This window comes from Pseudomonas sp. GL_091 (assembly GCF_057837725.1).
The window spans coordinates 2,641,453-2,667,419 of sequence record NZ_CM174451.1; the positions used below are offsets into that span (position 1 = coordinate 2,641,453).

General features: G+C 60.1%; 26 protein-coding genes. 9 read left to right on the plus strand and 17 right to left on the minus strand.

The window, feature by feature from the left end:
* Positions 1–84: 84 nt before the first annotated feature.
* The 5 genes from AC3ITY_RS12130 to AC3ITY_RS12150 form a co-directional block, all read right to left on the minus strand.
* Positions 85–486, minus strand: coding sequence for a heme-binding protein (locus AC3ITY_RS12130; protein ID WP_489309359.1), 402 nt, complete (start codon positions 484–486; stop codon positions 85–87).
* Between the two features lie 19 nt (positions 487–505).
* Positions 506–1,723 carry a glycolate oxidase subunit GlcF gene (gene glcF / locus AC3ITY_RS12135; RefSeq protein ID WP_489309361.1) on the minus strand — a complete coding sequence of 406 codons (1,218 nt, stop codon included), beginning with the start codon at positions 1,721–1,723 and terminating at the stop codon, positions 506–508.
* Positions 1,724–1,726: 3 nt separating this feature from the next.
* Positions 1,727–2,791: a glycolate oxidase subunit GlcE gene (glcE, locus tag AC3ITY_RS12140; RefSeq protein ID WP_489309363.1), complete on the minus strand. Its 1,065-nt coding sequence runs from the start codon at positions 2,789–2,791 to the stop codon at positions 1,727–1,729.
* On the minus strand, positions 2,791–4,290 hold the full coding sequence (glcD, locus tag AC3ITY_RS12145; protein ID WP_489309365.1) for a glycolate oxidase subunit GlcD: 1,500 nt from the start codon (positions 4,288–4,290) through the stop codon (positions 2,791–2,793). Before glcD ends, glcE begins: the two co-directional genes overlap by 1 nt.
* A 178-nt stretch (positions 4,291–4,468) precedes the next feature.
* The gene (locus AC3ITY_RS12150) at positions 4,469–6,232 is read right to left on the minus strand and encodes an L-lactate permease (RefSeq protein ID WP_489309367.1); all 1,764 of its coding nucleotides are present in this window, start codon (positions 6,230–6,232) and stop codon (positions 4,469–4,471) included.
* Positions 6,233–6,413: 181 nt separating this feature from the next.
* Between AC3ITY_RS12150 and AC3ITY_RS12155 the strand changes: the two genes are divergently transcribed.
* Complete coding sequence (locus tag AC3ITY_RS12155) at positions 6,414–6,650, plus strand: hypothetical protein (protein WP_489309369.1); 237 nt, start codon at positions 6,414–6,416, stop codon at positions 6,648–6,650.
* Positions 6,651–6,688: 38 nt separating this feature from the next.
* Here the strand turns inward: AC3ITY_RS12155 and AC3ITY_RS12160 are convergent, their stop codons facing one another.
* Positions 6,689–6,949, minus strand: a complete 261-nt coding sequence (locus AC3ITY_RS12160) for a hypothetical protein (protein WP_489309371.1) — start codon at positions 6,947–6,949, stop codon at positions 6,689–6,691.
* A gap of 320 nt (positions 6,950–7,269) precedes the next feature.
* On the opposite strand from AC3ITY_RS12160, the gene AC3ITY_RS12165 reads away from it, so the two are divergent.
* A complete protein-coding gene (locus AC3ITY_RS12165) occupies positions 7,270–8,334 on the plus strand; it encodes a hypothetical protein (protein ID WP_489309373.1) in 1,065 nt (354 codons plus the stop codon).
* A 17-nt stretch (positions 8,335–8,351) separates the two neighbouring features.
* The gene (locus tag AC3ITY_RS12170; protein ID WP_046042415.1) at positions 8,352–8,705 is read left to right on the plus strand and encodes a DUF1428 domain-containing protein; all 354 of its coding nucleotides are present in this window, start codon (positions 8,352–8,354) and stop codon (positions 8,703–8,705) included.
* A gap of 14 nt (positions 8,706–8,719) precedes the next feature.
* On the opposite strand, the gene AC3ITY_RS12175 is transcribed toward AC3ITY_RS12170, so the two are convergent.
* A complete protein-coding gene (locus tag AC3ITY_RS12175; RefSeq protein ID WP_046042414.1) occupies positions 8,720–8,914 on the minus strand; it encodes a hypothetical protein in 195 nt (64 codons plus the stop codon).
* Between the two features lie 391 nt (positions 8,915–9,305).
* Here AC3ITY_RS12175 and thpR point away from each other — a divergent pair, with 391 nt between their 5' ends.
* The gene (thpR, locus tag AC3ITY_RS12180; protein ID WP_489309376.1) at positions 9,306–9,854 is read left to right on the plus strand and encodes an RNA 2',3'-cyclic phosphodiesterase; all 549 of its coding nucleotides are present in this window, start codon (positions 9,306–9,308) and stop codon (positions 9,852–9,854) included.
* Between the two features lie 250 nt (positions 9,855–10,104).
* Here thpR and AC3ITY_RS12185 read toward each other — a convergent pair whose 3' ends face one another.
* From AC3ITY_RS12185 to AC3ITY_RS12205, 5 genes are all read right to left on the minus strand, one after another.
* The gene (locus AC3ITY_RS12185) at positions 10,105–11,202 is read right to left on the minus strand and encodes a polyamine ABC transporter substrate-binding protein (protein ID WP_489309378.1); all 1,098 of its coding nucleotides are present in this window, start codon (positions 11,200–11,202) and stop codon (positions 10,105–10,107) included.
* 204 nt (positions 11,203–11,406) lie between these two features.
* A complete protein-coding gene (locus tag AC3ITY_RS12190; protein ID WP_489309380.1) occupies positions 11,407–12,291 on the minus strand; it encodes an ABC transporter permease subunit in 885 nt (294 codons plus the stop codon).
* Positions 12,288–13,202, minus strand: coding sequence for an ABC transporter permease subunit (locus AC3ITY_RS12195; protein ID WP_489309382.1), 915 nt, complete (start codon positions 13,200–13,202; stop codon positions 12,288–12,290). The genes AC3ITY_RS12190 and AC3ITY_RS12195 overlap by 4 nt, the downstream gene beginning before the upstream one ends.
* A complete protein-coding gene (potA, locus tag AC3ITY_RS12200) occupies positions 13,199–14,341 on the minus strand; it encodes a polyamine ABC transporter ATP-binding protein (RefSeq protein ID WP_489309384.1) in 1,143 nt (380 codons plus the stop codon). Before potA ends, AC3ITY_RS12195 begins: the two co-directional genes overlap by 4 nt.
* 214 nt (positions 14,342–14,555) lie before the next feature.
* On the minus strand, positions 14,556–15,317 hold the full coding sequence (locus AC3ITY_RS12205; protein ID WP_489309386.1) for a gamma-glutamyl-gamma-aminobutyrate hydrolase family protein: 762 nt from the start codon (positions 15,315–15,317) through the stop codon (positions 14,556–14,558).
* A 283-nt stretch (positions 15,318–15,600) separates the two neighbouring features.
* Here AC3ITY_RS12205 and AC3ITY_RS12210 point away from each other — a divergent pair, with 283 nt between their 5' ends.
* The 4 genes from AC3ITY_RS12210 to AC3ITY_RS12225 all read left to right on the plus strand — a co-directional run bounded on the left by AC3ITY_RS12210 (position 15,601) and on the right by AC3ITY_RS12225 (position 20,947).
* A complete protein-coding gene (locus AC3ITY_RS12210; RefSeq protein WP_489309388.1) occupies positions 15,601–16,977 on the plus strand; it encodes a glutamine synthetase family protein in 1,377 nt (458 codons plus the stop codon).
* 175 nt (positions 16,978–17,152) lie between these two features.
* Positions 17,153–18,643, plus strand: coding sequence for an aldehyde dehydrogenase (locus tag AC3ITY_RS12215; RefSeq protein ID WP_489309390.1), 1,491 nt, complete (start codon positions 17,153–17,155; stop codon positions 18,641–18,643).
* A gap of 53 nt (positions 18,644–18,696) precedes the next feature.
* Positions 18,697–19,995 carry an NAD(P)/FAD-dependent oxidoreductase gene (locus AC3ITY_RS12220; RefSeq protein ID WP_489309392.1) on the plus strand — a complete coding sequence of 433 codons (1,299 nt, stop codon included), beginning with the start codon at positions 18,697–18,699 and terminating at the stop codon, positions 19,993–19,995.
* Positions 19,996–20,398: 403 nt separating this feature from the next.
* Positions 20,399–20,947 carry a cupin domain-containing protein gene (locus tag AC3ITY_RS12225; protein ID WP_046042404.1) on the plus strand — a complete coding sequence of 183 codons (549 nt, stop codon included), beginning with the start codon at positions 20,399–20,401 and terminating at the stop codon, positions 20,945–20,947.
* Positions 20,948–21,058: 111 nt separating this feature from the next.
* On the opposite strand, the gene AC3ITY_RS12230 is transcribed toward AC3ITY_RS12225, so the two are convergent.
* From AC3ITY_RS12230 to AC3ITY_RS12240, 3 genes are all read right to left on the minus strand, one after another.
* Positions 21,059–21,643: a DUF4276 family protein gene (locus tag AC3ITY_RS12230; protein WP_489309394.1), complete on the minus strand. Its 585-nt coding sequence runs from the start codon at positions 21,641–21,643 to the stop codon at positions 21,059–21,061.
* A complete protein-coding gene (locus AC3ITY_RS12235; protein WP_489309396.1) occupies positions 21,637–22,752 on the minus strand; it encodes an AAA family ATPase in 1,116 nt (371 codons plus the stop codon). The genes AC3ITY_RS12230 and AC3ITY_RS12235 overlap by 7 nt, the downstream gene beginning before the upstream one ends.
* A gap of 305 nt (positions 22,753–23,057) precedes the next feature.
* Complete coding sequence (locus tag AC3ITY_RS12240; RefSeq protein ID WP_489309398.1) at positions 23,058–23,348, minus strand: fructose-bisphosphate aldolase; 291 nt, start codon at positions 23,346–23,348, stop codon at positions 23,058–23,060.
* A gap of 498 nt (positions 23,349–23,846) precedes the next feature.
* Between AC3ITY_RS12240 and AC3ITY_RS12245 the strand changes: the two genes are divergently transcribed.
* Complete coding sequence (locus tag AC3ITY_RS12245; protein ID WP_489309400.1) at positions 23,847–24,650, plus strand: hypothetical protein; 804 nt, start codon at positions 23,847–23,849, stop codon at positions 24,648–24,650.
* A gap of 33 nt (positions 24,651–24,683) precedes the next feature.
* On the opposite strand, the gene AC3ITY_RS12250 is transcribed toward AC3ITY_RS12245, so the two are convergent.
* Together AC3ITY_RS12250 and AC3ITY_RS12255 are read right to left on the minus strand one after the other, a co-directional pair.
* Positions 24,684–25,421: a hypothetical protein gene (locus AC3ITY_RS12250; protein ID WP_489309402.1), complete on the minus strand. Its 738-nt coding sequence runs from the start codon at positions 25,419–25,421 to the stop codon at positions 24,684–24,686.
* 190 nt (positions 25,422–25,611) lie between these two features.
* Positions 25,612–25,848: a hypothetical protein gene (locus AC3ITY_RS12255; RefSeq protein WP_489309404.1), complete on the minus strand. Its 237-nt coding sequence runs from the start codon at positions 25,846–25,848 to the stop codon at positions 25,612–25,614.
* Positions 25,849–25,967: the final 119 nt, after the last annotated feature.

Below are 25,967 nucleotides of genomic sequence, written 5' to 3' on the forward strand. Positions count from 1 at the left end.
TATCAGGCGAAACCTACGTTGAATGACACTACGCGATCGCGAGCAGGCTCGCTCCTACAGGGTGGAAATGGTGATGCCACAATTTCATTTCAGGCACTGCGCCCCGGCCTTGGCCACTTGCGCATCCTGTTCGGGTTTGACGCCCGACACCCCGACAGCACCAATCACCTGACCATCGAAGACAATCGGCACGCCACCCTCCAGCGAAGTCAGCAGCGGTGCTGACAGAAAAGCGTAACGCCCACCGTTGACCATTTCCTCATAGCTTTTCGATTCACGCCGCCCGAGGGCCGAGGTCCGGGCCTTTTCGGTGGCGATATACGCGCTGCTCGGCGCGCAGCCGTCGAGGCGTTCGAGGGCCAGCGGGTGGCCACCGTCATCGACCACCACTATGGTCACGGCCCATTGATTGGCCTGTGCTTGGGCGCGGGCGGCTTTGATGATCTGGCCGACTTCGGTCTGGCTCAGGACGGCTTTGCTGTTCATGGGCATCTCCAGGGTTCGGTTAAGGCAAGGCGGCTTCGACCAGTTCGATCCAGTGCCGCACCGGGGTTCGGCCCGCGCCGTCGAGGTGCGTCTGGCAGCCGATGTTGGCCGTGACAATCACCTCGGGATGGCCGCTTTCCAGGGCGTTGAGCTTGTTGTCGCGCAGTTGTCGCGACAGTTCGGGCTGGGTCAGCGAATAGGTGCCCGCCGAGCCGCAGCACAGGTGTCCGTCGGGGACGGAGGTCAAGTTGAAACCGAGTCCGGTCAGCAGCGCCTCCACGGCACCGCCGAGTTTCTGCCCGTGCTGCAAGGTGCAGGGGCAATGGAAGGCCAGGCGTTGCGAGGCGTGGATGCCGAGTTTTTCCAGCGGTTCGTCGCGTAACACCTCTACCAGGTCCCGGGCCAGCGCACTGACCTTTTTCGCCTTGTCGGCATAGGCCGGGTCACTGGCGAGCAGATGGCCGTAGTCCTTGATGAAGGCGCCGCAACCGCTGGCCGTCTGCACAATCGCCTCGGCGCCTTTTTCCAGGCTCGGCCACCACGCGTCGATGTTGCGCCGGGCACGATCGAGGCCCGCGGCCTGGGCGTCCAGGTGATAGTCCACGGCGCCGCAGCAACCGGCTTCGCGGCTCGCGATGACACTGATCCCCAACCGGTCCAGCACCCGCGCCGCCGCGGCATTGGTGTTGGGCGACAGGCTGGGCTGCACGCAACCTTCGAGCATCAGCACCTGACGCTCACGCAGGGTCGTGGGCCGCGGCTTGGCTGGGTAGACATTGCGCGGCAACTTGCTTTGCAGGGTGCCGGGCAGCAGCGCGCGGAACACCTGACCGCTATTGACCAGACTCTTGAACAGCTCTGGATGGGGCACGGTCTGCCGCAACCCCTCGCGCAACAGGCGCTGACCGAGCGGGCGCGGTACCGCCGCATCGACCACCGCCCGCCCGATGTCCAGCAGGTTGTGGTAATCGACCCCCGACGGGCAGGTGGTTTCGCAATTGCGGCACGACAGGCAGCGATCCAGGTGCTGCTGGGTCTTTTGCGTGACGTCGTTGCCTTCCAGCACTTGCTTGATCAGGTAGATACGACCCCGTGGTCCGTCCAGTTCATCGCCGAGCAATTGATAGGTCGGGCAGGTGGCATTGCAGAAGCCGCAGTGCACGCAGGTGCGCAGGATGCTTTCGGCTTCTGCGGCGCGGGGCAAATGGCTGGCGCGTTCACTCAAGGTCGTCTGCATGGTTCAAAGCTCCGCGTACAGGCGTCCGGGGTTGAAGATGCCCCGTGGATCGAGCTGTTGTTTCAGGTTGCGGTGATAACGCATCAGCGCCGGGGGCAGGGGATGGAAGGGGCTGTCGGTCAGGCCGTGACTGAAGCAGGTGGCATGGCCACCGACCTCGTCGACGACCTGGCGGATGAACGCCGCTTCGGCATCGGATTTCAGCCAGCGTTGGGCGCCGCCCCAGTCGATCAACTGGCCCCCCGGCAGCGACAGAAGCGGCGTGTTGTGTGGCAGTGACAGGCGCCAAAGCGGCTGGTCTTCATCGAAGAAACTCAAGCGCTGCTCGTTGAGATCGTCCCACCAGCAAGCCTCCAGCCGCTCGCCCCCGAGGCGCTCATGGGCCGCCGCCACCGAACCTTCACCGCCCTCCAGCCGCAGGTGCAGGCGTGAACCGTCGTGACAGGCCGCGCTGATCGGCAACGGCTGCTGGCCCCATTCCGCCAGGCGCAACAAGGCCCGTTCGGCGTCGATTTCCAGGCTGATGCTGAGGCACTGCCGGGGTTTTGGCAGCACTTTGAGGGAAACTTCGGTGATCAGCCCGAGGCTGCCATAACTGCCGGCCATCAGGCGCGACAGGTCGTAGCCGGCGACGTTTTTCATCACCTCGCCACCGAAGCGCAACAGCTTGCCCTGGCCGGTGATGACCCGCGTGCCAAGAATGAAGTCCCGCACCGAACCGACCCACGGGCGCCGTGGTCCGGACAGCCCGCAGGCGATCATGCCGCCGACGGTGGCGTCGTCGCCAAAGGACGGTGGCTCGCAGGGCAGCATCTGTTGCGCAGCGTCCAGTACCTGCGCCAGCTGCGACAACGGTGTGCCGCAACGGGCGGTGATCACAAGTTCAGTCGGGTCGTAACTGACGATGCCCCGGTGCGAGCGGGTATCGAGAATTTCCCCGGCCGTGGTACGCCCGAGGAAGCCCTTGCTGTTGGAACCCTGGATGCGCAATGGCGTGGCGTTTTCCAGCGCCTGATTGACCTGTTCCAGCAGTGACTGGCTGTCATCGAAATCTTCAGGGCCGCGCATCAGAAACGCTCCAGCTCAGGGAAGGGCAATTGACCGCCATGTATGTGCATGGCACCGAATTCGGCGCAGCGATGCAGGGTCGGAACGTTCTTGCCGGGGTTGAGCAGGCCGCTCGGGTCGAAGGCGGCCTTGATGGCATGGAACAGGGTCAGTTCATCGCTGTTGAACTGTGCGCACATCTGGTTGATCTTCTCGCGGCCCACGCCGTGTTCACCGGTGATGCTGCCGCCGACTTTCACGCACAACTCCAGAATCCTGCCACCAAGGGCTTCGGCTCGATCAAGCTCACCGGGTTGATTGGCATCGAACAGGATCAACGGATGCATGTTGCCGTCGCCGGCATGGAACACGTTGGCCACCCGCAGGCCGTATTCGGTCGAGAGCTCGGCGATGGCGCGCAGCACACCGGGCAGTTCGCGACGGGGAATGGTGCCGTCCATGCAGTAGTAGTCCGGCGAGAGGCGGCCCACCGCCGGGAAGGCATTCTTGCGCCCGGCCCAGAAACGCACGCGCTCGGCTTCGTCCCTGGCCTGGCGCACCTCGATGGCGCCGGCCTGTTGCAGCACCTGGCGCACCCGGTCGCAGTCATCGCAGACATCGGCTTCAACACCATCGAGTTCGCACAGCAGAATGGCCTGGGCATCCACCGGATAACCGGCGTGGATGAAGTCCTCGGCGGCGCGGATGGCCAGGTTGTCCATCATTTCCAGGCCACCGGGGATGATGCCGGCGGCAATGATGTCGCCGACGGCGCGCCCGGCTTTTTCCACGGAATCGAACGCCGCCAGCAGCACTTTGGCGGTCTGCGGCTTGGGCAGCAGCTTGACCGTGACCTCGGTGATCACCCCGAGCAGGCCTTCGGACCCGGTGAACAGCGCCAGCAGGTCGAAACCGGGGGCGTCGAGGGCGTTGGAGCCCAGGCTCAGGTGCTCGCCGTCGACGGTGAGGATGTCGACCTTGAGCACGTTGTGCACGGTCAGGCCGTACTTCAGGCAGTGCACGCCACCGGCATTTTCCGCGACGTTGCCGCCGATGGAGCAGGCGATTTGCGAGGATGGGTCCGGCGCGTAATACAGGCCGAAGGGTGCCGCCGCCTGGGAGATCGCCAGATTGCGTACGCCGGGCTGAACCCGTGCAGTGCGGGCGGCGGGATCGATGTGCAGGATGTTGTTGAAGCGCGCCATCACCAGCAGCACGCCTTTCTCCAGGGGCAACGCACCACCGGACAAACCGGTGCCCGCGCCTCGGGCCACGACGGGGACGTGCAGCTCATGGCAGACCTGAAGCACCCCCTGGACTTCGTCGATGTATCGGGGCAGCACCACCAGCATCGGCGTGGTGCGATAGGCCGACAGTCCGTCGCATTCGTAGGGCTTGAGTTCCTCCTGCTGATGCAGGATTTCCAGATTCGGCAAGCGGGTTTGCAGGGCCTGCAACAGCGCCTGTTTGTCGACGTCGGGCAGGGCGCCGTCAACGCGTTCATCGTAGAGAATGTTCATCGGTTCATGACTCCCGCTGGAGGCCACTGATGTACATCATTGGCCTGCAACGGCCGACTGTCCATGGGTTGTTTGTCAGCCTGAAGTGGGCACTCATTCAATAAGTTTGCGCAGAAAATGCCAACGCCCGGGTGAAGGAACCCGGGCGTTGCAAGCGTTGGGAGCAGGGTGCGCAGACTCAATGCCCGCCCACCACCATATGGCTGAACGGCGCGACGTAGGCCTGCAACGACACCAGCCCGCCGACCAGAATCGCCAGCACAATCGAGTGGAAGAACACGTAGCGCAGGATTTCCCCTTCATGGCCGTACCAGCGGGTGGCGGTGGAGGCGACCACGATCGACTGGGCATCGACCATCTTGCCCATGACCCCGCCGGAACTGTTGGCGGCGGCCATCAACACCGGGCTGATGCCCAACTGCTCGGACGTTACCCGTTGCAAGCCGCCGAACAGCACGTTGGACGCCGTGTCCGAGCCGGTCAACGCCACGCCAAGCCAGCCGAGCAGGGTGCCGAACATCGGATAGAAAATGCCCGTCGCGGCGAAGGCCAGGCCCATGGTCGCATCCAGGCCCGAGTAGCGTGTGAGGAAGCCCAGCGCGAGCATCGCCGCAATGGTGATCAGCGAATAACGCACCACCCACAGGGTGCGCAGGTATTGGCGAATCAGTTGCGGGATCGAGTAACCCATCAGCAAGCCGCCGACAATCGCCGCCAGCAGAATGCCGCTGCCGGTGGCGGTGAACCAGGTGAACTTGTACACCGCTTCTTCGGTTTTCGGTGCGGCCACCACGGGCGGGACTTTCTCGACCTGCAAGTGCAGGGTGGTGAAGGTCACGATCGGAGCAAACAGCGGGTTCGCCTCGCGCATCGGCTTGCCCTGCGGATCGAGCTTGGCGGCACTGGTTTGCGGGTCAATGGCAGGGCGGGTGTCGAAGGTGTTCTTGAAGCCCTGGGTGCCCCAGATGAACACGAAGACCGTGAGGATGATCCACGGCATCCACGCCCGCATCACTGCCGGTTTTGCCTCATTGGCAAAGGTCGCAGTAGGTACAGGCTTTTCGTCGTGCTCGACGTCGATCTTCGAGTTGTCGACCCGGCCGGACAGGGCGGCGGACGTGTGCACGGTGGCCGGTTTCCACACCTTGAGGAAGCCGGTCAGGCAGGCCATGGAAATCAGTGCAGCGATCACGTCCACCAGCATCGGCCCGTGATAGTTGGACACCAGGAACTGCGGCACGGCAAAACTGACCCCGGCCACCAGGATCGCCGGCCAGATTTCCAGCATCTTGCGCCAGCCGGCAAAGGCCCAGATCAGCCAGAACGGCACCAGCACCGAGAAGAAGGGCAACTGTCGGCCGACCATCATCGACAGCTCCATTTCATCCAGCCCGGTGACCTTGGCCAGGGTGATGATCGGCGTGCCGAGGGCGCCGAACGCCACGGGGGCAGTGTTGGCGATCAGCGCCAGCCCTGAAGCGGCGAGAGGCGAGAAGCCCAGTCCGATCAGAATCGCCCCGGTCACCGCCACCGGCGTACCGAAACCGGCCGCGCCTTCGAAAAACGCACCGAAGCAGAAGGCGATCAGCAGCAATTGCAGGCGCCGGTCATCGGTGATGCGCGCCAGGGAATCTTGCAGCACCTTGAACGAGCCGTTCTCGGTGGTCAGGCGGTGCAGGAAAATGATGTTCAACACAATCCAGCCAATCGGCAGCAGACCGTTGGCCGCACCGAACAGCGCCGCGGAACCGGCCATGTTCGCCGGCATGCCGAAGGCGAAGATCGCGATCAACAGGGCCGAGGTCAGGGCGAGCAACGCCGCCAGGTGCGCCTTGACATGGAAAAACGCGAGGGACGCCAGCATCACCACCACCGGTACGGCGGCCATGAGCGTTGAAAGCACCGGGTTACCGAACGGATCGTAGACTTGCTGCCAGACCATGTTCCACCTCTGCTTTTTATTGTTGGACGTGCAGACCCCTTGTGGGGGAGGTCGTTTTCAGTATAGGTGGCATTGCGCCGCTGTCAGGGCAGGCCCTCCGGTCCAGCGGGTCGGCGCAGTTCCGGGGGCTGAGCTAGCATGGCCAGTAGGGTTTGAATTCAGTCAGGGGAGGAATGCAGTCATGACCGAGCGCCACCTGGAGCACAAGGAAACGCTATCGAACGGATGCAGCATCAAAGTCAAAGCCGAGATATTGAAGGACGGTTCGTTGGGTATGTTCATCGGTGTCTATTGGCCGGACGGCACAGCCATCGATGAAAACCACGATCCACGGCCGCACATGCTGGACATGGAGGCGGCAATGGATTGGGGGATTGATATTGCCAAGGGGATTGGCAATAGCCAGCGAACGTTGTGAGCGGTTGCTGTCCGAACCCGGGCGACCGGCGGTCGCTGTCAGAACCCGAACGAACGGGCCGCGCCTTTTGCCAGTTCGACATCCAGCAGATGCTCGACCAGCACGTCATTCAAAAAACGGAACTGATCATTGAGCCCGACCACTTCGTTGCTGAAGTGATGATCGGCTGCCGGGATCAGCAACGCCTCGAACTTCTCGTCGAACAGCAGAGTCAACTCTTTACGTGACTCGAATTTCTGAGCGTAGAAATTGTTGCCGAACACCGGGAAGCCCACGGCGAGGGTGACGATGTGAATCATGATGTTTGCTCCTCGCTCAGGACGTACCAGGCAAACACACCCAATGTGAACGCCGTCAGGGCCAGGCAGGTCAGCAGATGGATCAGCATGAGGTTCCCCTCCGATTCGGGGTTTCGTGTTGGCTTGGGATCGATCCTACGCTGACGGCGTTCAAGCGGAAGGCAATCGCGGCGATGGTGAATATCGACGCAAGTGATGGTGGTTTTTTCGCTGTTGATGCGGGCCCTTTCGCGGGCTCCGGGAGACTGCCACCTATACTTAAACCGAAAGTTTCGTGTGTCAGGCATTTCGCCCGGTACCAACTGCAGGAAACCGCTATCTTGAACCTGCGTTCGCTGATCATTGCCGTGCTGGTGGTGTTGGCGGGGTGTGTCACGCCTGTGCGCGCACCGGTGGAAGTGGCACCGGTCACCGTTCCTGCCAGCACCTGGCAACAAGTGGACCGGGAGATCGTCACCGCGTCGCAGGCTGCCACCGAGCAGGCCAAAATCTACGCCCGCGGCGCCATGGATTACTGGCGCACACGGGTCTATGAATTGACCGAACAGAATTTCATTCCGTGGTTCAGCAGTTACTGGACCCAGGAATGGCTGTCGATGAAGGTCAGCTGGTACACCCTCAGCGCCAAGGGTGAGCAGGACGCCGTGGAAAAACGCCTGGCGGCGTACCTGCTCGAAGCCTATCAGGAGAAGGTCCTGGCCCCGGCGGCCGTGGAAGTCGATCCCGATGCGATTCTCAGCCTGGCAGCGGCGTTCTATGTCGACATCCTCAAGGAAGAGCTGCAGAAAATCTCCAACCGCCACGGCGTGCCGATGGCCCAACTCAACGGGCGCATCCAGAAAGTCCCGGCCATCGCCCTCGGGCCTCCGCCGACGAGGGACGCCTCGTTGTACCAAGTCGTGCACACCGAACCGCTGAACTCCTTGCCGGCCTTCGCCGCGCTGATCGACAAAGTCCATAAGGCCGGTGGCGACAAGGGGGTGGGCTCGACCGACACCGCGATGGCGCCGGTGGCCAGGCGCGCCAGCCGGCGGATGGAAGCCGAGATGGCCCCGCGCGGGGCCGCCAGCGCCGTGGCCGCAGCGACCGGGAAACTGGCCGGTGGCTTGATCACGCTAGGGGTGGCTGGCATTCGCGCATTCATCCAGGCCTTTGACCGGCCCGATAGCGAGGCGCTGATTCGCCGTAGCCTGGGCAATACCTTCGACAAGGCCTGGACCAAATTGGTGCAGAACCCGACCAGCGGCGTCATGGCCTGCACGCTTTACATGGCGGCGCAGATCGAAGGCAGCCTGGCGGAACGCACTGCACCGCCGGTCGGTTTGGGCGCCGGCACTGTCGATCGGACGCCAGCGCAACCGACTAACCTGCAGCACACCCCATGACCCAAGGAGAAACACTCATGTCTTATGTCGATGGTTTTATCGCTGCCGTACCCACCGCCAACCGTGAGCAATACATCAAGCACGCCAAAATCGCCGCCTCGGTCTTCAAGGAAAACGGTGCCTTGAGCGTGGTCGAATGCTGGGGCGAGGATGTCCCCGAAGGCAAGGTCACCTCGTTTCCGATGTCGGTGAAGCTCAAGGACGGCGAAACCGTTGCCTTTGGCTGGATCATCTGGCCGGACAAGGCCACCCGCAATGCCGGAATGGACAGGATGATGCAGGACCCGCGCATGAAGCCGGACGTCAATCCGATGCCCTTCGACGGCCAGCGCATGGTGTACGGCGGGTTCGAAGTACTCCTCCAGGCCTGACGCCGAACGCGGGATCACTCCGGCGTCGGGGTGATCCTGCAACTCTTGCGCTGGCGGATCTCGTCGTCTGTCGGTCGCTCGCGGATGAACTCGAAGCGCGGCTCGCCTTCGCTGTAATGCACCAGCCAGCCCCATTCCAGCTTGAGTTCATCCTGGCCGGGCTCGGGTGGGCTGGCCCACCATGGCTCTTTGCTGATGATCTGTCGCATGGCCCCCTCCGGTTTTTCGGGATGCTAGGGGGCGTTCTCAATTAGTTTTCCCGTCGCGTTGTCGCCTTAAAACGGGCCAGGCAAGGCGCAGGCCGCTGGGAATGGTTGTTCCCTTTCCAAGGCCTGCAACGCAGCCTGGCCCGCTTTAAGGCACAACCCGAAGGGCCGGGCCTGCTGTTGTGCAGGGCTGCGTTGCTCGAAGCTTATTTGGAATGACCAAACCACGCTTCTCGCGCCTTGCCCTGCACAACAGCAGACCCGGCGCGGCGGGAAAACTAATTGAGAACGCCCCCTGGAACTATAACGCGCCTGCCCCACGGCGCCACACATGCGCTGGCCGGAACGCGGGTGTTGAGTACACTCAGGCAGTCTTCCCCTGGAGGTGTCCGGCATGAACGACGAATCCCGCGATCCGTTCAAGCGTCTGTTCTTTGCGCTGAACTGCGCCCCGGCCCTGCGCCGGGAGATAGCGCAGTGGCGCAGTGCGTTGCAACTGCGCAACGGACGGCCGGTGCCGGCGGAAAACCTTCACCTGACGCTGAAGTTTTTGGGGGCGGTGGGCGTGGCGCAGATTGCCGAGATCTGCACTGCTGCGGCGTCGATCCGTACACCGGGCGAGGGCTTGACGGTGGTGCTGGACCGGCTGGACGTGTGGCGCAGGGCAGGGGCGTTGGTGCTCGCGCCGCAGCAGGCCTCCCCGGCATTGCTGCGCCTGGTGTATGCCTTGGAACAGGCGATGTTGCCCTTCGGGCTGGAGGAAGCACCAAGGGAATACCGTCCGCACCTGACCCTGGCACGGCAGTATCGGGCGCAGGTGCCGGAGTCCGCAACGGCACCGGAATTCTTCCTGCGTGCCGACCGGTTCACCCTGTTCGAATCCCACAAGGGCCGCTATCGGGCGCTGGCCGAATGGCCGCTGCATGATTTTGACCGCCGATAAAAAAGGCGCCCGAAGGCGCCAAAATTCACCTGAACCGAGGAAGCCAGGTGAGGCCGTTCTACTTGCAGGAGAGGCAGCGGTGGTAAGGCGCTGCGTGAACGGAAAAGGGTAAAACTGAAATTTGTGCTGGATGTCAGGGCCTCATCGCGAGCAGGCTCGCTCCCACAGGGGGTAGCGTCGTTCGCACATCACTGGTTCAACACGGACCAATGTGGGAGCGAGCCTGCTCGCGAAGGCATTTGCGAGTGAATTACTGGCCGAGTTTCACCTTGGTCCAGCCACGGGTCATGATCCTTTGGACGGCAATCGGCTGGTCCGGCACGGCATAGAGCGTGGCCATCACCGCTTCCGGCGGGTAGGAGCCCGGATCGTTGCGGATTGCCTCATCGACCAGTGGCGTGGCCGCCGCGTTGGCGTTGCTGTAGCCGATGTTGTTGGTGATGTCGGCAATCACGTCGGGGCGCATCAGGAAGTTCATGAACAGGTACGCGTTCTCGACGTTGGCGGCATCGCGGGGGATGGCGAGCATGTCGTAGAAACTGGCGGCGCCTTCTTTCGGGATGCTGTAGTCGATCTTCACCTTGTCCCCGGCTTCCTGGGCGCGGGCCTTGGCCTGCAGCACGTCGCCGGAGTAACCGACGGCCACGCAGATGTTGCCGTTGGCCAGGTCCGAGATGTATTTCGACGAATGGAAGTACGCCACGTTCGGGCGAATCTTCATGAACAGCGCCTCGGCTTCGGCGATGTGCTGTTTGTTCTGATCGTTCACCGGGTAGCCCAGGTAGTGCAGGGCGGTCGGGATCATTTCAGTCGGCGAGTCGAGGAAACTGATGCCGCAGGCTTTGAGCTTCTCGGCGTTTTCCGGTTTGAACAGCAGGTCCCAGGAGTTGGTCGGGGCATTGGCGCCGAGCACTTCCTTGACCTTCTGCGGGTTGAAGCCGATGCCGATCGAGCCCCACATGTACGGGATGGCGTGGGCGTTATCGGGATCGCTCGCGGAGGCGTTTTTCAACAGCACCGGGTTGAGGTTTTTCCAGTTCGACAGCTTCGACTTGTCCAGTTCCTGATAGACGCCGGCCTTGATCTGCTTGGCCAGGAAGCTGTTGGACGGCACGACGATGTCGTAGCCGGATTTGCCCGCCAGCAGGCGTGCCTCAAGGGTTTCGTTGCTGTCGAAGACATCGTAGGTCACCTGGATGCCAGTCTCGTCCTCGAACTTCTTGACGGTATCCGGGCCAATGTAATCCGACCAGTTATAGACGCGCAGAACCTTGTCATTGGCCTGGGCGCCAGTGGCGATTGCGCCCAATAAGGACAGTGTCAGCAGAGTCCTGCCAAACATTTTCATCGGTACAACTCCATTTCTTTTTTATTCAAAATCACATAGCAAACATTTGTGGCGAGAGCGCTCCTTTGTAGGAGCGAGCTTGCTCCGGGCGGCGTTCCGACGAAAAACATAAGGACGGCGCGTTATTTCAGACAGCCCACGTCATCGTTTACGTCCATCGTCGGATCGCCGCCCGGAGCAAGCTCGCTCCTACAGGGGGCGGCATTAGGCGGTGGCTCCCGCCATTTGCTTTTCAGGTTGCTGCCAGGATTCGCTGGCGGTCTGGTCCATGGCTTCCTGGATCGCGCGCTTGCGGGTGGCTTCGGCACGACGGCTGAAGTACCAGACCATGAAGGTCACGATCGACACGGCCAACAGGATCAGGCTGGCCACGGCGTTGATCTCGGGCTTGACCCCAAGGCGCACCGCCGAGAACACTTCCATCGGCAGGGTCGTGGAACCCGGGCCGGACACAAAGCTCGCCAACACCAGGTCATCCAGCGACAGGGCGAACGACATCATGCCGCCAGCCGCCAGTGATGGCGCGATCATCGGAATGGTGATCAGGAAAAACACCTTGAACGGTTTCGCACCCAGGTCCATGGCCGCTTCTTCGATGGACAGGTCCAGCTCGCGAAGGCGGGCGGAGACTACCACCGCAACATAAGCGGCACAAAACGTGGTGTGGGCGATCCAGATGGTGACGATGCCACGCTCCATCGGCCAGCCGATCAACTGCGCCATGGCCACGAACAGCAGCAACAGCGACAGACCGGTGATCACTTCAGGCATTACCAGCGGCGCGGTGACCAGGCCACCGAACAGCGTGCGACCCTTGAAGCGCGTAACGCGCGTCAGCACGAACGCGGCTAACGTCCCTAGTGCGACTGCCGCGATGGCGGTGTAGCAGGCGATTTCCAGCGAGCGCAACACCGAACCCATCAGCTGGCTGTTGTCGAGCAAACCGGCGTACCACTTGATCGACCAGCCGCCCCACACCGTCACCAGCTTGGAGGCGTTGAACGAGTAGATCACCAGGATCAGCATCGGCAGGTAGATAAACGACAGGCCGAAAATCAGCATGAACTTTGAAAATCCGAAGCGTTTCATCCCCGTGCCTCCATCTCTTTGGCCTGGCTGCGGTTGAACAGCAGAATCGGCACAATCAGGATCAACAGCATCACCACCGCCAGGGCAGACGCCACCGGCCAGTCGCGGTTGTTGAAGAACTCTTGCCACAACACACGGCCGATCATCAGGGTTTCCGGGCCGCCCAGCAGTTCCGGAATCACGAACTCACCGACCACCGGAATGAACACCAGCATGCAGCCTGCGATGATGCCGTTCTTGGCCAAAGGCACAGTGATTTTCCAGAAGCTGTTGAAGGTACTCGAACCCAGGTCCGATGCGGCCTCCAGCAGGCTTTGGTCATGCTTGACCAGGTTGGCGTACAGCGGCAGCACCATGAACGGCAGATACGCATACACCACGCCGATGTAGACGGCGATGTTGGTGTTGAGGATCTCGATCGGCTGCGACGTCAGCCCGGTCCACATCAGGAACGCGTTGAGCAGGCCGTTGTTGCTGAGGATGCCCATCCACGCGTAAACGCGGATCAGGATCGCGGTCCAGGTCGGCATCATGATCAGCAGCATCAGGACGTTCTGCGCTTCTTTGCTGGCCTTGGTGATCGCGTAGGCCATCGGGAAACCGGTCACCAGGCACATCACGGTGCTGAAAAACGCCACCTTCAACGAACCCAGGTAGGCGGACAGGTACAGCTCATCCTGGCCCAGCAGGGAGTAGTTGCCGATGTTGAGCATCAGCTGGAATTTCTGCTCGGCGAAGGTGTAGATCTCCGAGTAGGGCGGAATGGCCAGGGCCGCTTCCGAGAAACTGATCTTCATCACCAAAAAGAACGGCAGCATGAAGAACAGGAACAGCCAGATGAACGGAATCCCGATGACGAACTTGCGCCCGCTGGGGACCCACCTCAGGAATTGCTGATTGAAGGTTTTCATGCGCGCAGTACCACGCCGCTGTCGTCTTCCCACCACACGTAGACCTGATCGTCCCAGGTCGGACGCGCACCACGGCGTTCGGCGTTGGCCATGAACGACTGGACGATCTTGCCCCCAGGCAGCTCGACGTAGAACACCGAGTGGCCACCGAGGTAGGCGATGTCATGCACCTTGCCGGCGGACCAGTTGTAGCGGTTCTCCGGCTTGACGGTGCTGACCAGCAGTTTTTCCGGGCGGATCGCGTAGGTGATCGACTTGTCCTGCACCGAAGTGCTGACGCCGTGACCGACGTAGATCTTCTGCGCAAGATCCGGGCTGTGGATGATCGCGTGACCTTCCAGGTCCTCGACCACGGTGCCGTCGAAGGCGTTCACGTTGCCGATGAATTCACAGACCATGCGGCTGACCGGTGCTTCATAGATGTCCACCGGGCTGCCGATCTGGGCGATCCAGCCCAGGTGCATGATCGCGATGCGCTGGGCCATGGTCATGGCCTCTTCCTGGTCGTGGGTCACCATCACGCAGGTCACGCCGACGCGCTCGATGATCTCGACAAGTTCAAGCTGCATTTGCGAGCGCAGCTTTTTATCCAGTGCGCCCATCGGTTCGTCGAGCAACAGCAGCTTCGGACGCTTGGCCAGGGAACGGGCCAGGGCCACGCGCTGACGCTGGCCGCCGGACAGTTGGTGCGGCTTGCGCTTGGCGTACTGGGTCATGTGCACCAGGCGCAGCATCTCCTGCACCCGGGCTTCGATTTCGGCCGCTGGCAAACGGTCCTGCTTGAGGCCGAAGGCGATGTTCTGCGCCACCGTCATGTGCGGGAACAGTGCGTAGGACTGGAACATCATGTTGATCGGTCGTTCGTACGGCGGCATGTCGGTGATGTCGACGCCGTCGAGCAGAATCCGGCCTTCGGTCGGGCGCTCGAAACCGGCGAGCATGCGCAGCAGGGTCGATTTGCCGGAACCGGAACCACCAAGCAGGGCAAAGATTTCACCCTGGTGGATTTCCAGGGACACATCGTCCACGGCGGTGGTTTCGTCGAACTTCTTGGTGACGCGATCGATTTTCACCAACACCTTTTTCGGTGCCTGGTGACCCTCAAGAGCCTTCCTGTAGATGCTGGAGGCGTTTGCCATGTGAAACTCCCAACAGGTTTCAGTCGCCAGGCCAACACGGCCCGGCTTAATAGTGGATTGCAAACCCGTATCGGCGGGTTTATTCGGCGTCGCCATCCTGGCTGCCTGGTCGTACTTGTTGTTATCGCAGTGTGTTGTTTTCGCGAGCGGGGCACGCAAAAGCGCCTGCCCGCTCGCGTTGGGCAGTCAATCGTTGAATGTGGGTATCAGTTCGTCAGCTCGAGTGACGTAGCGCCGCCCGTTGCCGGCAGGCTTCGCCGAACGCCTGGAAAATACTCAAATAAGGAGGGTTGTTCAGCACTCGCCATTCCGGGTGCCATTGCACGCCGAGGGCGAAGGCCTGGCTGTGTTCGACCGAGATCGCCTCGATCAGGCCATCGGGCGCGACGGCTTCGGCGCGCAGGCCGGGCGCGAGGCGGTCGATGCCCTGGCTGTGAATCGAGTTGACCTGGAACACCGCAGGCAGGTTCAGCGCTTCGAACACACCACCGGGCTGCACATTCACCCCGTGAGCGGGAGCGTATTGCACGGCCAGGTCCGGATGGTCGGCCTCGCGATGGTCGAGGAAACCAGGCAGTTCATGGACCTTCTGATGCAGGCTGCCACCGAACGCCACGTTCATCTCCTGGAAGCCACGGCAGATGCCGAGCACCGGAACGCCCGCTGCAATAGCGGCGCGGATCAGGGGAAGGGTGGTGGCATCCCGCGCCGGATCATGATCCGTGCCGGGGGCGCTGTCGGGGCCTTGATAGTGGAAGGGTTCCACGTTCGAAGGTGAGCCGGTCAGCAACAGACCGTCGAGCTGCGGCAGCAGGTCCTCGATTTCGGTCAGGTCGCCTAAGGAAGGAATAACGACAGGCAGCCCCAGCGCGGCAACGCTGACAGCACGCAAGTACTTGTCACCGCTGATGTGGTAGGGGTGCAGGCCAATCTGTTTGACGCACGCAGTAACGCCGATCAATGGCTTGAATGCCATTTTTATCACCTCGAAGTTTCACACTTGAACGAGCTTTTCTGGAGCTTAGCCTTGTTGATTTTAATTAACAACTCTCATGTAAAAAATTCTAAACGCCGCACGTCCGATCTTCAGGATTTACGCGTGTTTGAGGGCGTATATGGCACTCTGGTCCTTCTGAAAGGCCAGAAAATAAAGGTTGAAAGGCCAGGTGTTCGCTATTGACTTCACTTTGCCTTTCGGATTGACTGGGCTCGTGAAAGGGCGGTGAACATAATAATTAACAGTAAAAAATAGGTGCATCATGTCGGTCCCTCTGCGTACCGTTCAACTCAACGAAGCAAACGCATTCCTTAAGAAATATCCTGAGGTTTTGTACGTCGACCTTCTGATTGCGGATATGAACGGTGTGGTGCGCGGTAAGCGCATCGAACGCACCAGTCTTCATAAGGTTTACGAGAAAGGCATTAACCTGCCGGCCTCTCTGTTTGCTCTGGACATCAATGGTTCCACGGTGGAAAGCACCGGCCTGGGTCTGGACATCGGCGATGCCGACCGGATCTGCTACCCGATCCCCGGAACCCTCAGCATCGAGCCTTGGCAGAAGCGCCCGACCGCGCAACTGTTGATGACCATGCACGAAATCGAAGGCGAACCATTCTTCGCCGACCCGCGTGAAGTGCTGGCCAATATCGTGCGCAAGTTCGACGACATGGGCCTGACCATCTGCGCCGCGTTCGAACTGGAGTTCTACCTGATCGACCAGGACAACGTGAACGGTCGTCCGCAATCGCCACGTTCGCCGGTGTCCGGCAAGCGTCCGATGTCGACCCAGGTGTACCTGATCGACGACCTCGACGAATACGTCGACTGCCTGCAAGACATCCTCGAAGGCGCGAAAGAGCAGGGTATCCCGGCTGACGCCATCGTCAAGGAAAGCGCCCCGGCGCAATTCGAAGTCAACCTGCATCACGTGGCTGACCCGATCAAGGCGTGCGACTACGCCGTCCTGCTCAAGCGTCTGGTGAAGAACATCGCCTACGACCACGAGATGGACACCACCTTCATGGCCAAGCCGTATCCGGGCCAGGCAGGTAACGGTCTGCACGTGCACATTTCGATTCTCGACAAAGAAGGCAACAACATCTTTGCCAGCGAGGATCCCGAGCAGAACGCCGCGCTGCGTCACGCGATCGGCGGTGTGCTCGAGACCCTGCCGGCGCAGATGGCGTTCCTCTGCCCGAACGTCAACTCGTACCGTCGTTTCGGCGCGCAGTTCTATGTACCGAACTCGCCGAGCTGGGGCATCGACAACCGCACCGTGGCCGTGCGTGTACCGACCGGTTCGCCGGATTCGGTGCGCATCGAGCATCGTGTAGCCGGCGCCGACGCCAACCCGTACCTGCTGATGGCATCGGTGTTGGCCGGTATTCACCACGGCTTGACCAACCAGATCGAACCGGGCGCCCCGGTGGAAGGCAACAGCTACGAGCAGAACGAGCAGAGCCTGCCGAACAACCTGCGTGACGCACTGCGCGAGCTGGACGACAGCGAAGTCATGGCGCGCTACATCGACCCGATGTACATCGACGTGTTCGTGGCGTGCAAGGAAAGCGAGCTGGCCGAGTTCGAGAACTCCATCTCCGACCTTGAGTACAACTGGTACTTGCATACCGTCTGATTGGGCTGACACCTAACCTGTGGCGAGGGAGCTTGCTCCCGCTGGGTCGCGCAGCGGCCCCAAAAAAGGGACTGCTGCGCAGTCCAGCGGGAGCAAGCTCCCTCGCCACAAGTTACTCACTAAAAGCTCCGTCTGATTTACACGATCACCTATTCCACTGCGTCGAGTCACAACCATGACAAATACTCGCAGCGATTGGGAGCAGCGCTTCCAGTCCCTAACCATCGAAGGTCGCGCATTCATTGACGGCCAGTACTGCGCAGCCGCCAGCGGTGCGACGTTCGAATGCATCAGCCCCGTGGACGGTCGTTTCCTGGCGAACGTCGCCAGCACCGACGAAGCCGACGCCAATGCAGCGGTCGCCGTGGCGCGCCGTACCTTCGAATCCGGCGTTTGGGCCAACCTGGCCCCGGCCGAGCGCAAGCGTATCCTGATCCGCTTCGCCGACCTGATCCTGGCGAACCAGGAAGAACTGGCCCTGCTCGAAACCCTCGACATGGGCAAGCCGATCAGCGACTCCATGAGCATCGACATTCCGGCGACCGCCAACGCGATCCGCTGGACCGCCGAAGCCATCGACAAGATCTACGACGAAGTCGCCGCCACACCCCACGATCAGCTTGGTCTGGTGACGCGCGAAGCGGTCGGCGTTGTCGCCGCCATCGTGCCGTGGAACTTCCCGCTGATCATGGCCAGCTGGAAATTCGCCCCGGCCCTGGCGATGGGCAACTCGTTCATCCTCAAGCCTTCGGAAAAATCCCCGCTGACCGCGATCCGCATCGCGCAGCTGGCGCTGGATGCCGGTATCCCGAAAGGCGTGTTCAACGTCCTCCCGGGCTACGGCCACACCGTTGGCAAGGCGCTGGCGTTGCACATGGACGTCGACGTGCTGGCCTTCACCGGCTCCACGGCGATTGCCAAGCAACTGATGATCTACGCCGGGCAGAGCAACATGAAGCGCGTTTGGGCCGAAGCCGGTGGCAAGAGCCCGAACGTGGTGTTCGCCGACGCGCCGGATCTGCGCGCGGCAGCACAGGCGGCGGCCAGTGGCATCGCCTTCAACCAGGGCGAAGTCTGCACCGCCGGTTCGCGTCTGCTGGTGGAGCGTTCGATTCGCGAGCAGTTCATTCCATTGTTGGTGCAAGCCCTGCAAGCCTGGAAACCAGGCCACGCCCTCGATCCTGCAACCACCGTCGGCGCAGTCGTCGACCAGCGTCAATTGGACAACGTGCTGCGCTACATCGGCATCGGCAAAGAGCAGGGCGCCCAACTGATCGCGGGCGGCAGCCGCACCCTCGAAGACACCGGTGGCCAGTACGTGGAACCGACGATTTTCGACGGCGTGACCAACGCCATGACCATCGCCCAGGAAGAAATCTTCGGCCCGGTGCTGTCGGTCATCACCTTCGACACCTTCGATGAAGCCCTGGCGATTGCCAACGACAGCATCTTCGGCCTGGCCGCCGGCGTATGGACCAGCAACCTGAGCAAGGCCCACACCTTCGCCCGTGGCCTGCGTGCCGGCAGCGTCTGGGTCAACCAGTACGACGGCGGCGACATGACCGCGCCGTTCGGCGGGTTCAAGCAGTCGGGTAACGGTCGGGACAAATCGCTGCATGCGTTCGACAAGTACACCGAACTCAAGGCGACCTGGATCAAGCTCTAACACCTTTAAAGCGACGGCCGCCGACACGCTGTCGGCGACCCTCGGAGAAATGTATGAAACAAGACTCTTTTAACCAACAGCATGTAAACAGCTACTACGCCGCCACCCGCAACTTCACCGGCGATTTCCCGGTGCTGGAAGGGGCGGTGGACTGCGACGTCTGCGTGATCGGCGCCGGCTACACCGGCCTGTCCTCGGCCCTGTTCCTCGCCGAAGCGGGCTACAGCGTGACCGTGCTCGAAGCGGCCAAAGTCGGCTTCGGCGCCAGCGGTCGCAACGGCGGCCAACTGGTCAACTCCTATAGCCGCGACGTCGATGTCATCGAAGAGCGCTACGGCGACAAGACCGCCGAAATCCTCGGCAGCATGATTTTCGAAGGCGCCGACATCATTCGTCAGCGCATACAGCACTACGACATCCAGTGCGATTACCGCCCCGGCGGCATCTTCGCGGCGATGAACAAGAAACAACTCAATGGCCTGGCCGAGCAGAAGAAGAGCTGGGAACGCTACGGCAACAAGAACCTGAAAATGCTCGACGCGGCCGACATCAAACGCGAAGTGGGTTCCGATGCCTACGTCGGCGGCCTGCTGGACATGCAGGGCGGCCACATTCACCCGCTGAACCTGGCACTCGGCGAGGCTTCGGCCATCATCGGCCTGGGCGGCAAGATCTACGAGCAATCGGCGGCGGTGGAAATCACCTACGGCGAACCGATCACCGTGCGCACTGCAAAAGGCGTGGTGAAGGCCAAGTACCTGCTGATCGCCGGTAATGCCTACCTGCCGCAGGGTCTGGACAACCGCGTGACCAGCAAGAGCATGCCGTGCGGTTCGCAGATCGTCGTCACCGAGCCGTTGTCGGAGAAGCAGGCCCGCAGCCTGATCAAGAACAACTACTGCGTCGAAGACTGCAACTACCTGCTCGACTACTACCGCCTGACCGCCGACAACCGCCTGCTGTACGGCGGTGGCGTGGTCTACGGTGCACGCGAGCCGGACGACATCGAACAACTGATCCGCCCGAAGATCCTCAAGACCTTCCCGCAATTGAAGGACGTGAAGATCGATTACCGCTGGACCGGCAACTTCCTGCTGACCATGTCGCGCATGCCGCAATTCGGCCGTATCGAGAAAAACGCCTACTACATGCAGGGCTACAGTGGCCACGGCGTTACCTGTTCACACCTGGCCGGCAAACTGATCTCGGAAATGATCCGTGGCGACGCCGAGCGCTTCGACGCGTTTGCCTCGCTGCCGCACATGCCAATGATCGGCGGGCGCACCTTCTCGGCCCCATTGACCGCCCTCGGCGCCGTGTACTACTCGCTGCGCGACCGTTTCGGCATCTAAGCTTTACCTCGCCGGCGGCATCTCCCCAAAGGGTACCGCCGGCTTTTTAACACCTGAACCACCACTGTCCCCTGTAGGAGCGAGCCTGCTCGCGAAGAGGCCATATCAGCCAAAATCGATGTCGCCTGACACACCGCTTTCGCGAGCAGGCTCGCTCCCACAGGTCGTTTTTTCCAGCCGTTTATCGAACCTGCTGAGCATTACGAACAAACGTGATTTAATAGCCGCCTTTCACGTTTCCGGGACCGGAAAACGGCGTGATCCGCGCCTGTACTCCACCCCTCCATTATCCCCGTAGGAGCGAGCTTGCTCGCGATAGCGCCGATTCAATCAACATCAATGTTGCGGCTAAAATCGCAATCGCGAGCAAGCTCGCTCCTACGGGTTGGCACATAAGGCTGTCATGGACACGGGCTCACGACTCAAATTAGTACGCGAAAGCTACAAAATGTCCCAGCGCGAGCTGGCCCGGCGTAGCGGCGTCACCAATGCAACCATCTCCCTGATCGAACAGAATCGGGTCAGTCCTTCCGTCAGCTCCCTGAAGAAATTGCTGGAGGGCATCCCCATGTCCCTGGCCGACTTCTTCACCTTCGATCAGCCACCGCGCGAACACCAATACGTCTTCCGCGCCAACGAACAGCCCGACCTCGGCCGCCACGGCCTGCGCCTGCTGCTGATCGGTGCCTCCGTGCCAAGCCGGCAGATGCGCTTGCTGCGCGAGCAATACGCGCCGGGCGCCAGTTCTGGTGAAGAGCCGATCGTGCATTCCGAAGGCGAGGAGTGTGGGTTGGTGACTCGGGGTACCGTGGAATTGACCGTGGATGGCCAGGTGAGTGTGCTGAACGCCGGGGATGGCTACTACTTCCCGACGACCTTGCCGCACCGGTTTCGCAATATCGGGGCGGATGAGGCGGAGATTATCAGCGCGAATACGCCGGCGAACTTCTAAAGGAAAAAGGGAAGTTGAATATGCCAGAAACGACAAGGCCCTGAATGATCAGGGCCTTTTTCTATACAATTGCTCAGTCACAACGCGAGGCTACCCTAATCAGCTCCTCCATCAACCATTATTAGGTCGGTTCTGCTCAGCAAAATAGCGAACAAGCTCTAGCGCACTTGGACACTGTGGGTGCAAGGCTGCTTGGCGAATGCTGAAACCAAAGTGTTTCGTCATCTTCTTTGCAAATGCAGTTTTGTTGCCCGGCCCACGTTTGCCCAATGAATTGGATATTTCTTTTAAACGATCCCATGGTTTGTTCTGCGTCTGCTCGGGCTGTTGCTCATTGAAGTCGTCAATTCCGAGCCATTTGTTCATGGCAACTGAATCAGCTAGGAACCACCCCTCTAATGCTTTTACAGCGACGAAAATGCTATTTATTCGTGCGTTTTCGATGCGTTCTCTGACAAAGTCAACAGAGACTTCGTCCTCAAGATCAGTCAACACAACGATGATGTCTACCGCTTGCTGATCTAGACGTCCCAGATAGGCATCGATATTTTGCGGCAATAGGTTACCGCCACCTTTGGCATTGACTACGGGATTGACCAACTCAAAATCGTTTTCCTGCAAAAAAGCTTTGAAGTCGGAAGATTCGATAACGATTTTTTCGCTATCACCCTCAACAATGAATCCAACTTTTACCATGGCAGACCCCCATCAAAAAGATTGGTCAGCCACGCTGTATCCAGCGGTATTTCCTTTTTATTTACTGCCGATTCTAAAGCACACTTGACCTTGGTTTTGCCATCCTCTTTATTTACCAACCAAAGTTCTTCAAGGTCGAGGTTACGTACGACAGATTCGCTATGGGTAGTTATGAAAATGGGGTGCTCTACCGAAGCATTTTCACGCATCAGCTGTACCAGTTCGCCGATCGCCTTCGGATGAATGCCGCGCTCAGGCTCCTCTATGATTGTCATGCCTGATTTCCCTGCCCGACTGAACACCGCAGTCATAATGCAGAGCGCATAAATTGTCCCATCGGAAATCAAACGTGCTGGGAAACGAGCTTTTGTTCCTTCTTCCTTGAACGTGATCACCGTAGAGCCATCTAGCCTCTGTTTTTCGGTGGACACGCTTTCCATGCCAGGTACGATCAGTTCTATCCATTCCAGAACCTGATCACGAAAGCGCTCATTTCTCTCCAAAATTGACAACATCGTTGCCACGTTCCTGCCATGACTATCTAGCGTCGTAGCGTCTGCTGTTGAGCTGTCAGGCTCCTTAGCTTCTAGCGGGTCGATTCGAAATACTTGGATATTGGTAAGCATTCGATACAGTGGCGAATGGCTGAGTAGCATTAGCGCGGTCATGTCTTGCGCATACTCAGGTAGGAGCTGCAAGCCATGCGTATCACTTAAGGTAATCCGTGTCTCATCACTGCTCTTGCGATCTATGATCTGATTGCCATTGATTTTTAGACTTTCAAGTACCTGAGGTACCCGATCTATTCCGGATATTTTCAGGTTGTAGTCGAATACTTCTCCATTGAGATTGATTCTGATGGCAAACGAGATTGTCGTGCGGCTTTCCTTTCGGTGCTTGAAGCAGTGAATCTGCTGGAACCCTCCAAAGTCGCGGATCGCTTGTGCAGCCCCACGTTTTACTACTGCTCCCAGAAAAGCGAGCGCATCAGTGATATTGCTTTTACCTGCACCATTGGAGCCGGCTAGAGCTGTAAAGGCTGGCACATCCCTCAGGATAACGTTTGCCGCGCTCTTGAAGCCTTTGATCTCGAGGTATTCAATTTTCATCGCCAATCCTCAGCTTTCCTCAGTCACTGTATCCCCGCCCAGAAAACTTTGAGGTCAGGTGCATGAAATCAGTTTTCATAACGTGTTCCGCTCAATGGACCCTGATTCTATAGACAAATTGGAAGCTCCGCTCCTAACCGAAATCGGCCAGCCACGATTAACTTTTCGGGATCCCGGGTCGAAGTGTGTTTTATTTTAATTTTCGAGCTTAGGTCTCTTCAGTAAATCTATCGGTAGCCGCTTCGAAAATACGAGCCTGAGTAGGAAAAAACCGCCGAAGCGGTTTTCATGGTTGAGAGTCCTTACTACCCTTTGGACACCTCAAACCCCCGCTGCTCAATCACCCCAAACACATCCCGCACATCCTGCAGCAGAATCCGCGAAATGTTGGTGACGGTGTTGATGTCGTTTTCGGCGTAGTCGGGGAGGCTGGTGCAGGCCATGAGGTTGAGGTATTGGAGGACGGCGTTGAGGCGTTCGGCGGCGCAGTTGTGGAGTTCGCGCAGCGGGGCGTCGCTGTCGATGATGAGGACGGGGTAGCTGGTGGCGATTTGTCTCATGGGGGTGAAGCGGCGATGCGGATTATTAGCAGTCATAGGTAAAACTTCCTCGTATCTGTAAGAAGAGCTACTCGTACCTATAGGGCTGCGAAACCCTGTCACCAATTCAAGTCAGCGACGGGCGAACATTAGGCATCGATTACCAGTGCTGCAACCGGCCTGTAGGACGCCAGATGCTCTCTGTGGCGAGGGAGCTTGCTCCCGTTCGGCGGCTCTGCCGCCGTAGAACCGGGCCTTGCGGTGTGTCTGAGGAAATGGGTCGCAAGGGAGAGGGGCCGTTTCGCAGCCCAGCGGGACGGTGCGGCGATCCGACAAGCATCCTCGCCACAAAGGAACAAGTCCTACAAATTTTTCAGACGTCAAGATTGAACGTTCGTCGGATGGCGGGTTGCTACCATCGCAATTGCCTGCCGATATCAACACGGCTGCTACGCTTGGTCGTTGCAGTGCCCGAGCCCCATTCCTGCTCACGCTGCAAGGGTTATCACGGAGTGCGACATCCATTCCTGTCGGCAACCTGCACGGAGGCAGGCGATGGTGATCAAAAGCATGGCCGATTCGACTGCGGCGGGGGTTCCCGAGCCGCTCGATCGGGAAGAAATCGAGCGGGTGCTGGCGCTGTTGCTGGTCAGCCCGTTGTTTGCCAAGTCCAGGCGCATGGGCAGTCTGTTGCGCTTTCTGGTCGAGTACGACCTTCAGGCTTGCAAAACGCCGCTGACCGAACACGCCATCGGCATAGCGGTGTTTCGTCGTGACCCGGCAGTGTATTGCACGGGCGACGATCCGGTGGTGCGAGTGCAGGTGGGGCGCTTGCGGCGCAAGCTCGCAGCGCATTACGCCGGCAACGGCCAGCAGGACCCGGTGCGTTTGTGCATTCCACCCGGGTGTTATCGCTTGACCTATCAGCGGCTGCGGCCCAAGGGCGTCGGCACTCGCCATCCTGTGGTCCAGATCCAGCCGTTTACCTGCCTCACCCGCGATGGCAATGACTTTACCCGGGGCTTGTGCGAGGAGTTGAGCTGCCGACTGTTCGAGTCGTTCGAGCAGGCGCAGACCGGGACCAATCATGTGTTGATGCGGGTGGCACGCAACAGCGCGCCGGTACCGGACTTCAAGCGTGGCGGGCGTTACAGCTATTGCCTGGAGGGCAGCGTGCGGGTCGAGCCTTCGCGGGTGAGAGCGTCATTGCGCCTGGTGGATGTGGCGCAGGGGCGGATTCGCTGGTCGGCGCAGTTCGATCGTGATCGACCCTATGGCATCGCCACCCAGGAGGACCTCGCGCAGTCGATCTGTCGCTCGCTGACGGGCTACTTCGCCACGGCGGGCAAAGATGAGTGAAAGGGCAACCGCAAGGTTGCCCCGGCATGACGGTTACACGGTTTTCCACTGACCGCCTTCGTAAAGGCGATCTGCGGTGTTATCGAACGTCAGGTCGATTTCGATCGCCTTGGAGCGTGAGGTACTGAACATGGTGCTGGTCTGTACGTTCTGTTCGAACCACACGAGGATGGTTTCCACCGGCGTCAGCACGGTATTGCCGGTGACGACCTGGTTTACGGCCACGTAGATTGGCGTACTGACCTGATTGCCATTGATGCCGGTGGACAACTGGTTGACCCCCGGATGAATCGGCGCGTAGTCGTTCACGAAAGTCAGGGAAATGTCCGGGCCACCGGTTACCGCCGGGCTCAGCAGGCCGCTTTCATCAAGTGTCGAGGTTTGCCCCAGGCCAATGTTGACGACGTTGGTCGAGACTTTGACTTGCACGTTGTCCTTGAACACGTTGGAGGCGAACAGCTGATACTGCGGCGTCCAGCTGAACTCGTTGTTGCTCAGGTAAGCGTCATAGGACTGCCAGACCACGTTGTAGTCGGCGTCACCCACCTTCTTGGCAAAGCACAGCTTGTAGCCGGACTTCTTCAGCAGCGTCAGGTCGCCGGCGGCGATTTCGATGGTGACGGTTTTTTGCGAAGCCGCCAGGGCCGACCTCAGTACCCGGCCGTAATCTGACGCCTTCAGTTGCGTTGCACCCATGATCGACTTGACGGCTTCTTGCACATCATTGTGAAGCTGCTGGCTCTGTTGGCTGACAGCGATTGATTTGCTCATGGTTTCCCTCTTCCTTGGTGGTGTGTTGGGCAAACAGTGGGCTGCTGGCGCTTGGCGCTGCAGTCCATTGACGGCTTCACTCTAGGGTCGAGGGGCAGGGCGGCTAAGTGTCTTGGTGTTACAAGCGGGTATCGGGGTTGTATCAGGGGCTGAGTCAGCGGGGCAGCCAATCGGCCGCCCCGCCTTGATCTCAGGCGGCCCGGGCATCGGCCCAGACGAAGTTCCAGCTGGTGCGTTTGCCCTTGGCGATCTCGATCAGCTTGTTCTCGTACACCGTGTGATTGACCACGCCGGTGTAGGTCAGGGTGCGGGCGGCATTGGTCCCGGTGACCTCGCCCGGCTTGCCGCCCGACTCGACCATGGCTTTTTTCATGTCGACATCCGACGGGGCGCTGCTCTGGTTTTTTTCCACTTTGACGAAACTCATGACTCACCTCTTCCGTGATGGGGGGATGGGTGCCAACGCGGGCCGACAAGTCGACGACCCTGTTCCACACCGACGGCCATACTCTATTGGCCAGTTCGGCGGCGCAGAAGTGACAACTG

Excerpts from the sequence above, each read along its gene's own strand:
- AC3ITY_RS12130 (WP_489309359.1), bottom strand. The coding sequence starts at position 486 with ATGAACAGCAAAGCCGTCCTGAGCCAGACCGAAGTCGGCCAGATCATC.
- glcF (WP_489309361.1), bottom strand. The coding sequence starts at position 1,723 with ATGCAGACGACCTTGAGTGAACGCGCCAGCCATTTGCCCCGCGCCGCA.
- glcE (WP_489309363.1), bottom strand. The coding sequence starts at position 2,791 with ATGCGCGGCCCTGAAGATTTCGATGACAGCCAGTCACTGCTGGAACAG.
- glcD (WP_489309365.1), bottom strand. The coding sequence starts at position 4,290 with ATGAACATTCTCTACGATGAACGCGTTGACGGCGCCCTGCCCGACGTC.
- AC3ITY_RS12150 (WP_489309367.1), bottom strand. The coding sequence starts at position 6,232 with ATGGTCTGGCAGCAAGTCTACGATCCGTTCGGTAACCCGGTGCTTTCA.
- AC3ITY_RS12155 (WP_489309369.1), top strand. The coding sequence starts at position 6,414 with ATGACCGAGCGCCACCTGGAGCACAAGGAAACGCTATCGAACGGATGC.
- AC3ITY_RS12160 (WP_489309371.1), bottom strand. The coding sequence starts at position 6,949 with ATGATTCACATCGTCACCCTCGCCGTGGGCTTCCCGGTGTTCGGCAAC.
- AC3ITY_RS12170 (WP_046042415.1), top strand. The coding sequence starts at position 8,352 with ATGTCTTATGTCGATGGTTTTATCGCTGCCGTACCCACCGCCAACCGT.
- AC3ITY_RS12175 (WP_046042414.1), bottom strand. The coding sequence starts at position 8,914 with ATGCGACAGATCATCAGCAAAGAGCCATGGTGGGCCAGCCCACCCGAG.
- thpR (WP_489309376.1), top strand. The coding sequence starts at position 9,306 with ATGAACGACGAATCCCGCGATCCGTTCAAGCGTCTGTTCTTTGCGCTG.
- AC3ITY_RS12185 (WP_489309378.1), bottom strand. The coding sequence starts at position 11,202 with ATGAAAATGTTTGGCAGGACTCTGCTGACACTGTCCTTATTGGGCGCA.
- AC3ITY_RS12190 (WP_489309380.1), bottom strand. The coding sequence starts at position 12,291 with ATGAAACGCTTCGGATTTTCAAAGTTCATGCTGATTTTCGGCCTGTCG.
- AC3ITY_RS12195 (WP_489309382.1), bottom strand. The coding sequence starts at position 13,202 with ATGAAAACCTTCAATCAGCAATTCCTGAGGTGGGTCCCCAGCGGGCGC.
- potA (WP_489309384.1), bottom strand. The coding sequence starts at position 14,341 with ATGGCAAACGCCTCCAGCATCTACAGGAAGGCTCTTGAGGGTCACCAG.
- AC3ITY_RS12205 (WP_489309386.1), bottom strand. The coding sequence starts at position 15,317 with ATGGCATTCAAGCCATTGATCGGCGTTACTGCGTGCGTCAAACAGATT.
- AC3ITY_RS12210 (WP_489309388.1), top strand. The coding sequence starts at position 15,601 with ATGTCGGTCCCTCTGCGTACCGTTCAACTCAACGAAGCAAACGCATTC.
- AC3ITY_RS12215 (WP_489309390.1), top strand. The coding sequence starts at position 17,153 with ATGACAAATACTCGCAGCGATTGGGAGCAGCGCTTCCAGTCCCTAACC.
- AC3ITY_RS12220 (WP_489309392.1), top strand. The coding sequence starts at position 18,697 with ATGAAACAAGACTCTTTTAACCAACAGCATGTAAACAGCTACTACGCC.
- AC3ITY_RS12225 (WP_046042404.1), top strand. The coding sequence starts at position 20,399 with ATGGACACGGGCTCACGACTCAAATTAGTACGCGAAAGCTACAAAATG.
- AC3ITY_RS12230 (WP_489309394.1), bottom strand. The coding sequence starts at position 21,643 with ATGGTAAAAGTTGGATTCATTGTTGAGGGTGATAGCGAAAAAATCGTT.
- AC3ITY_RS12235 (WP_489309396.1), bottom strand. The coding sequence starts at position 22,752 with ATGAAAATTGAATACCTCGAGATCAAAGGCTTCAAGAGCGCGGCAAAC.
- AC3ITY_RS12240 (WP_489309398.1), bottom strand. The coding sequence starts at position 23,348 with ATGACTGCTAATAATCCGCATCGCCGCTTCACCCCCATGAGACAAATC.
- AC3ITY_RS12245 (WP_489309400.1), top strand. The coding sequence starts at position 23,847 with ATGGTGATCAAAAGCATGGCCGATTCGACTGCGGCGGGGGTTCCCGAG.
- AC3ITY_RS12250 (WP_489309402.1), bottom strand. The coding sequence starts at position 25,421 with ATGAGCAAATCAATCGCTGTCAGCCAACAGAGCCAGCAGCTTCACAAT.
- AC3ITY_RS12255 (WP_489309404.1), bottom strand. The coding sequence starts at position 25,848 with ATGAGTTTCGTCAAAGTGGAAAAAAACCAGAGCAGCGCCCCGTCGGAT.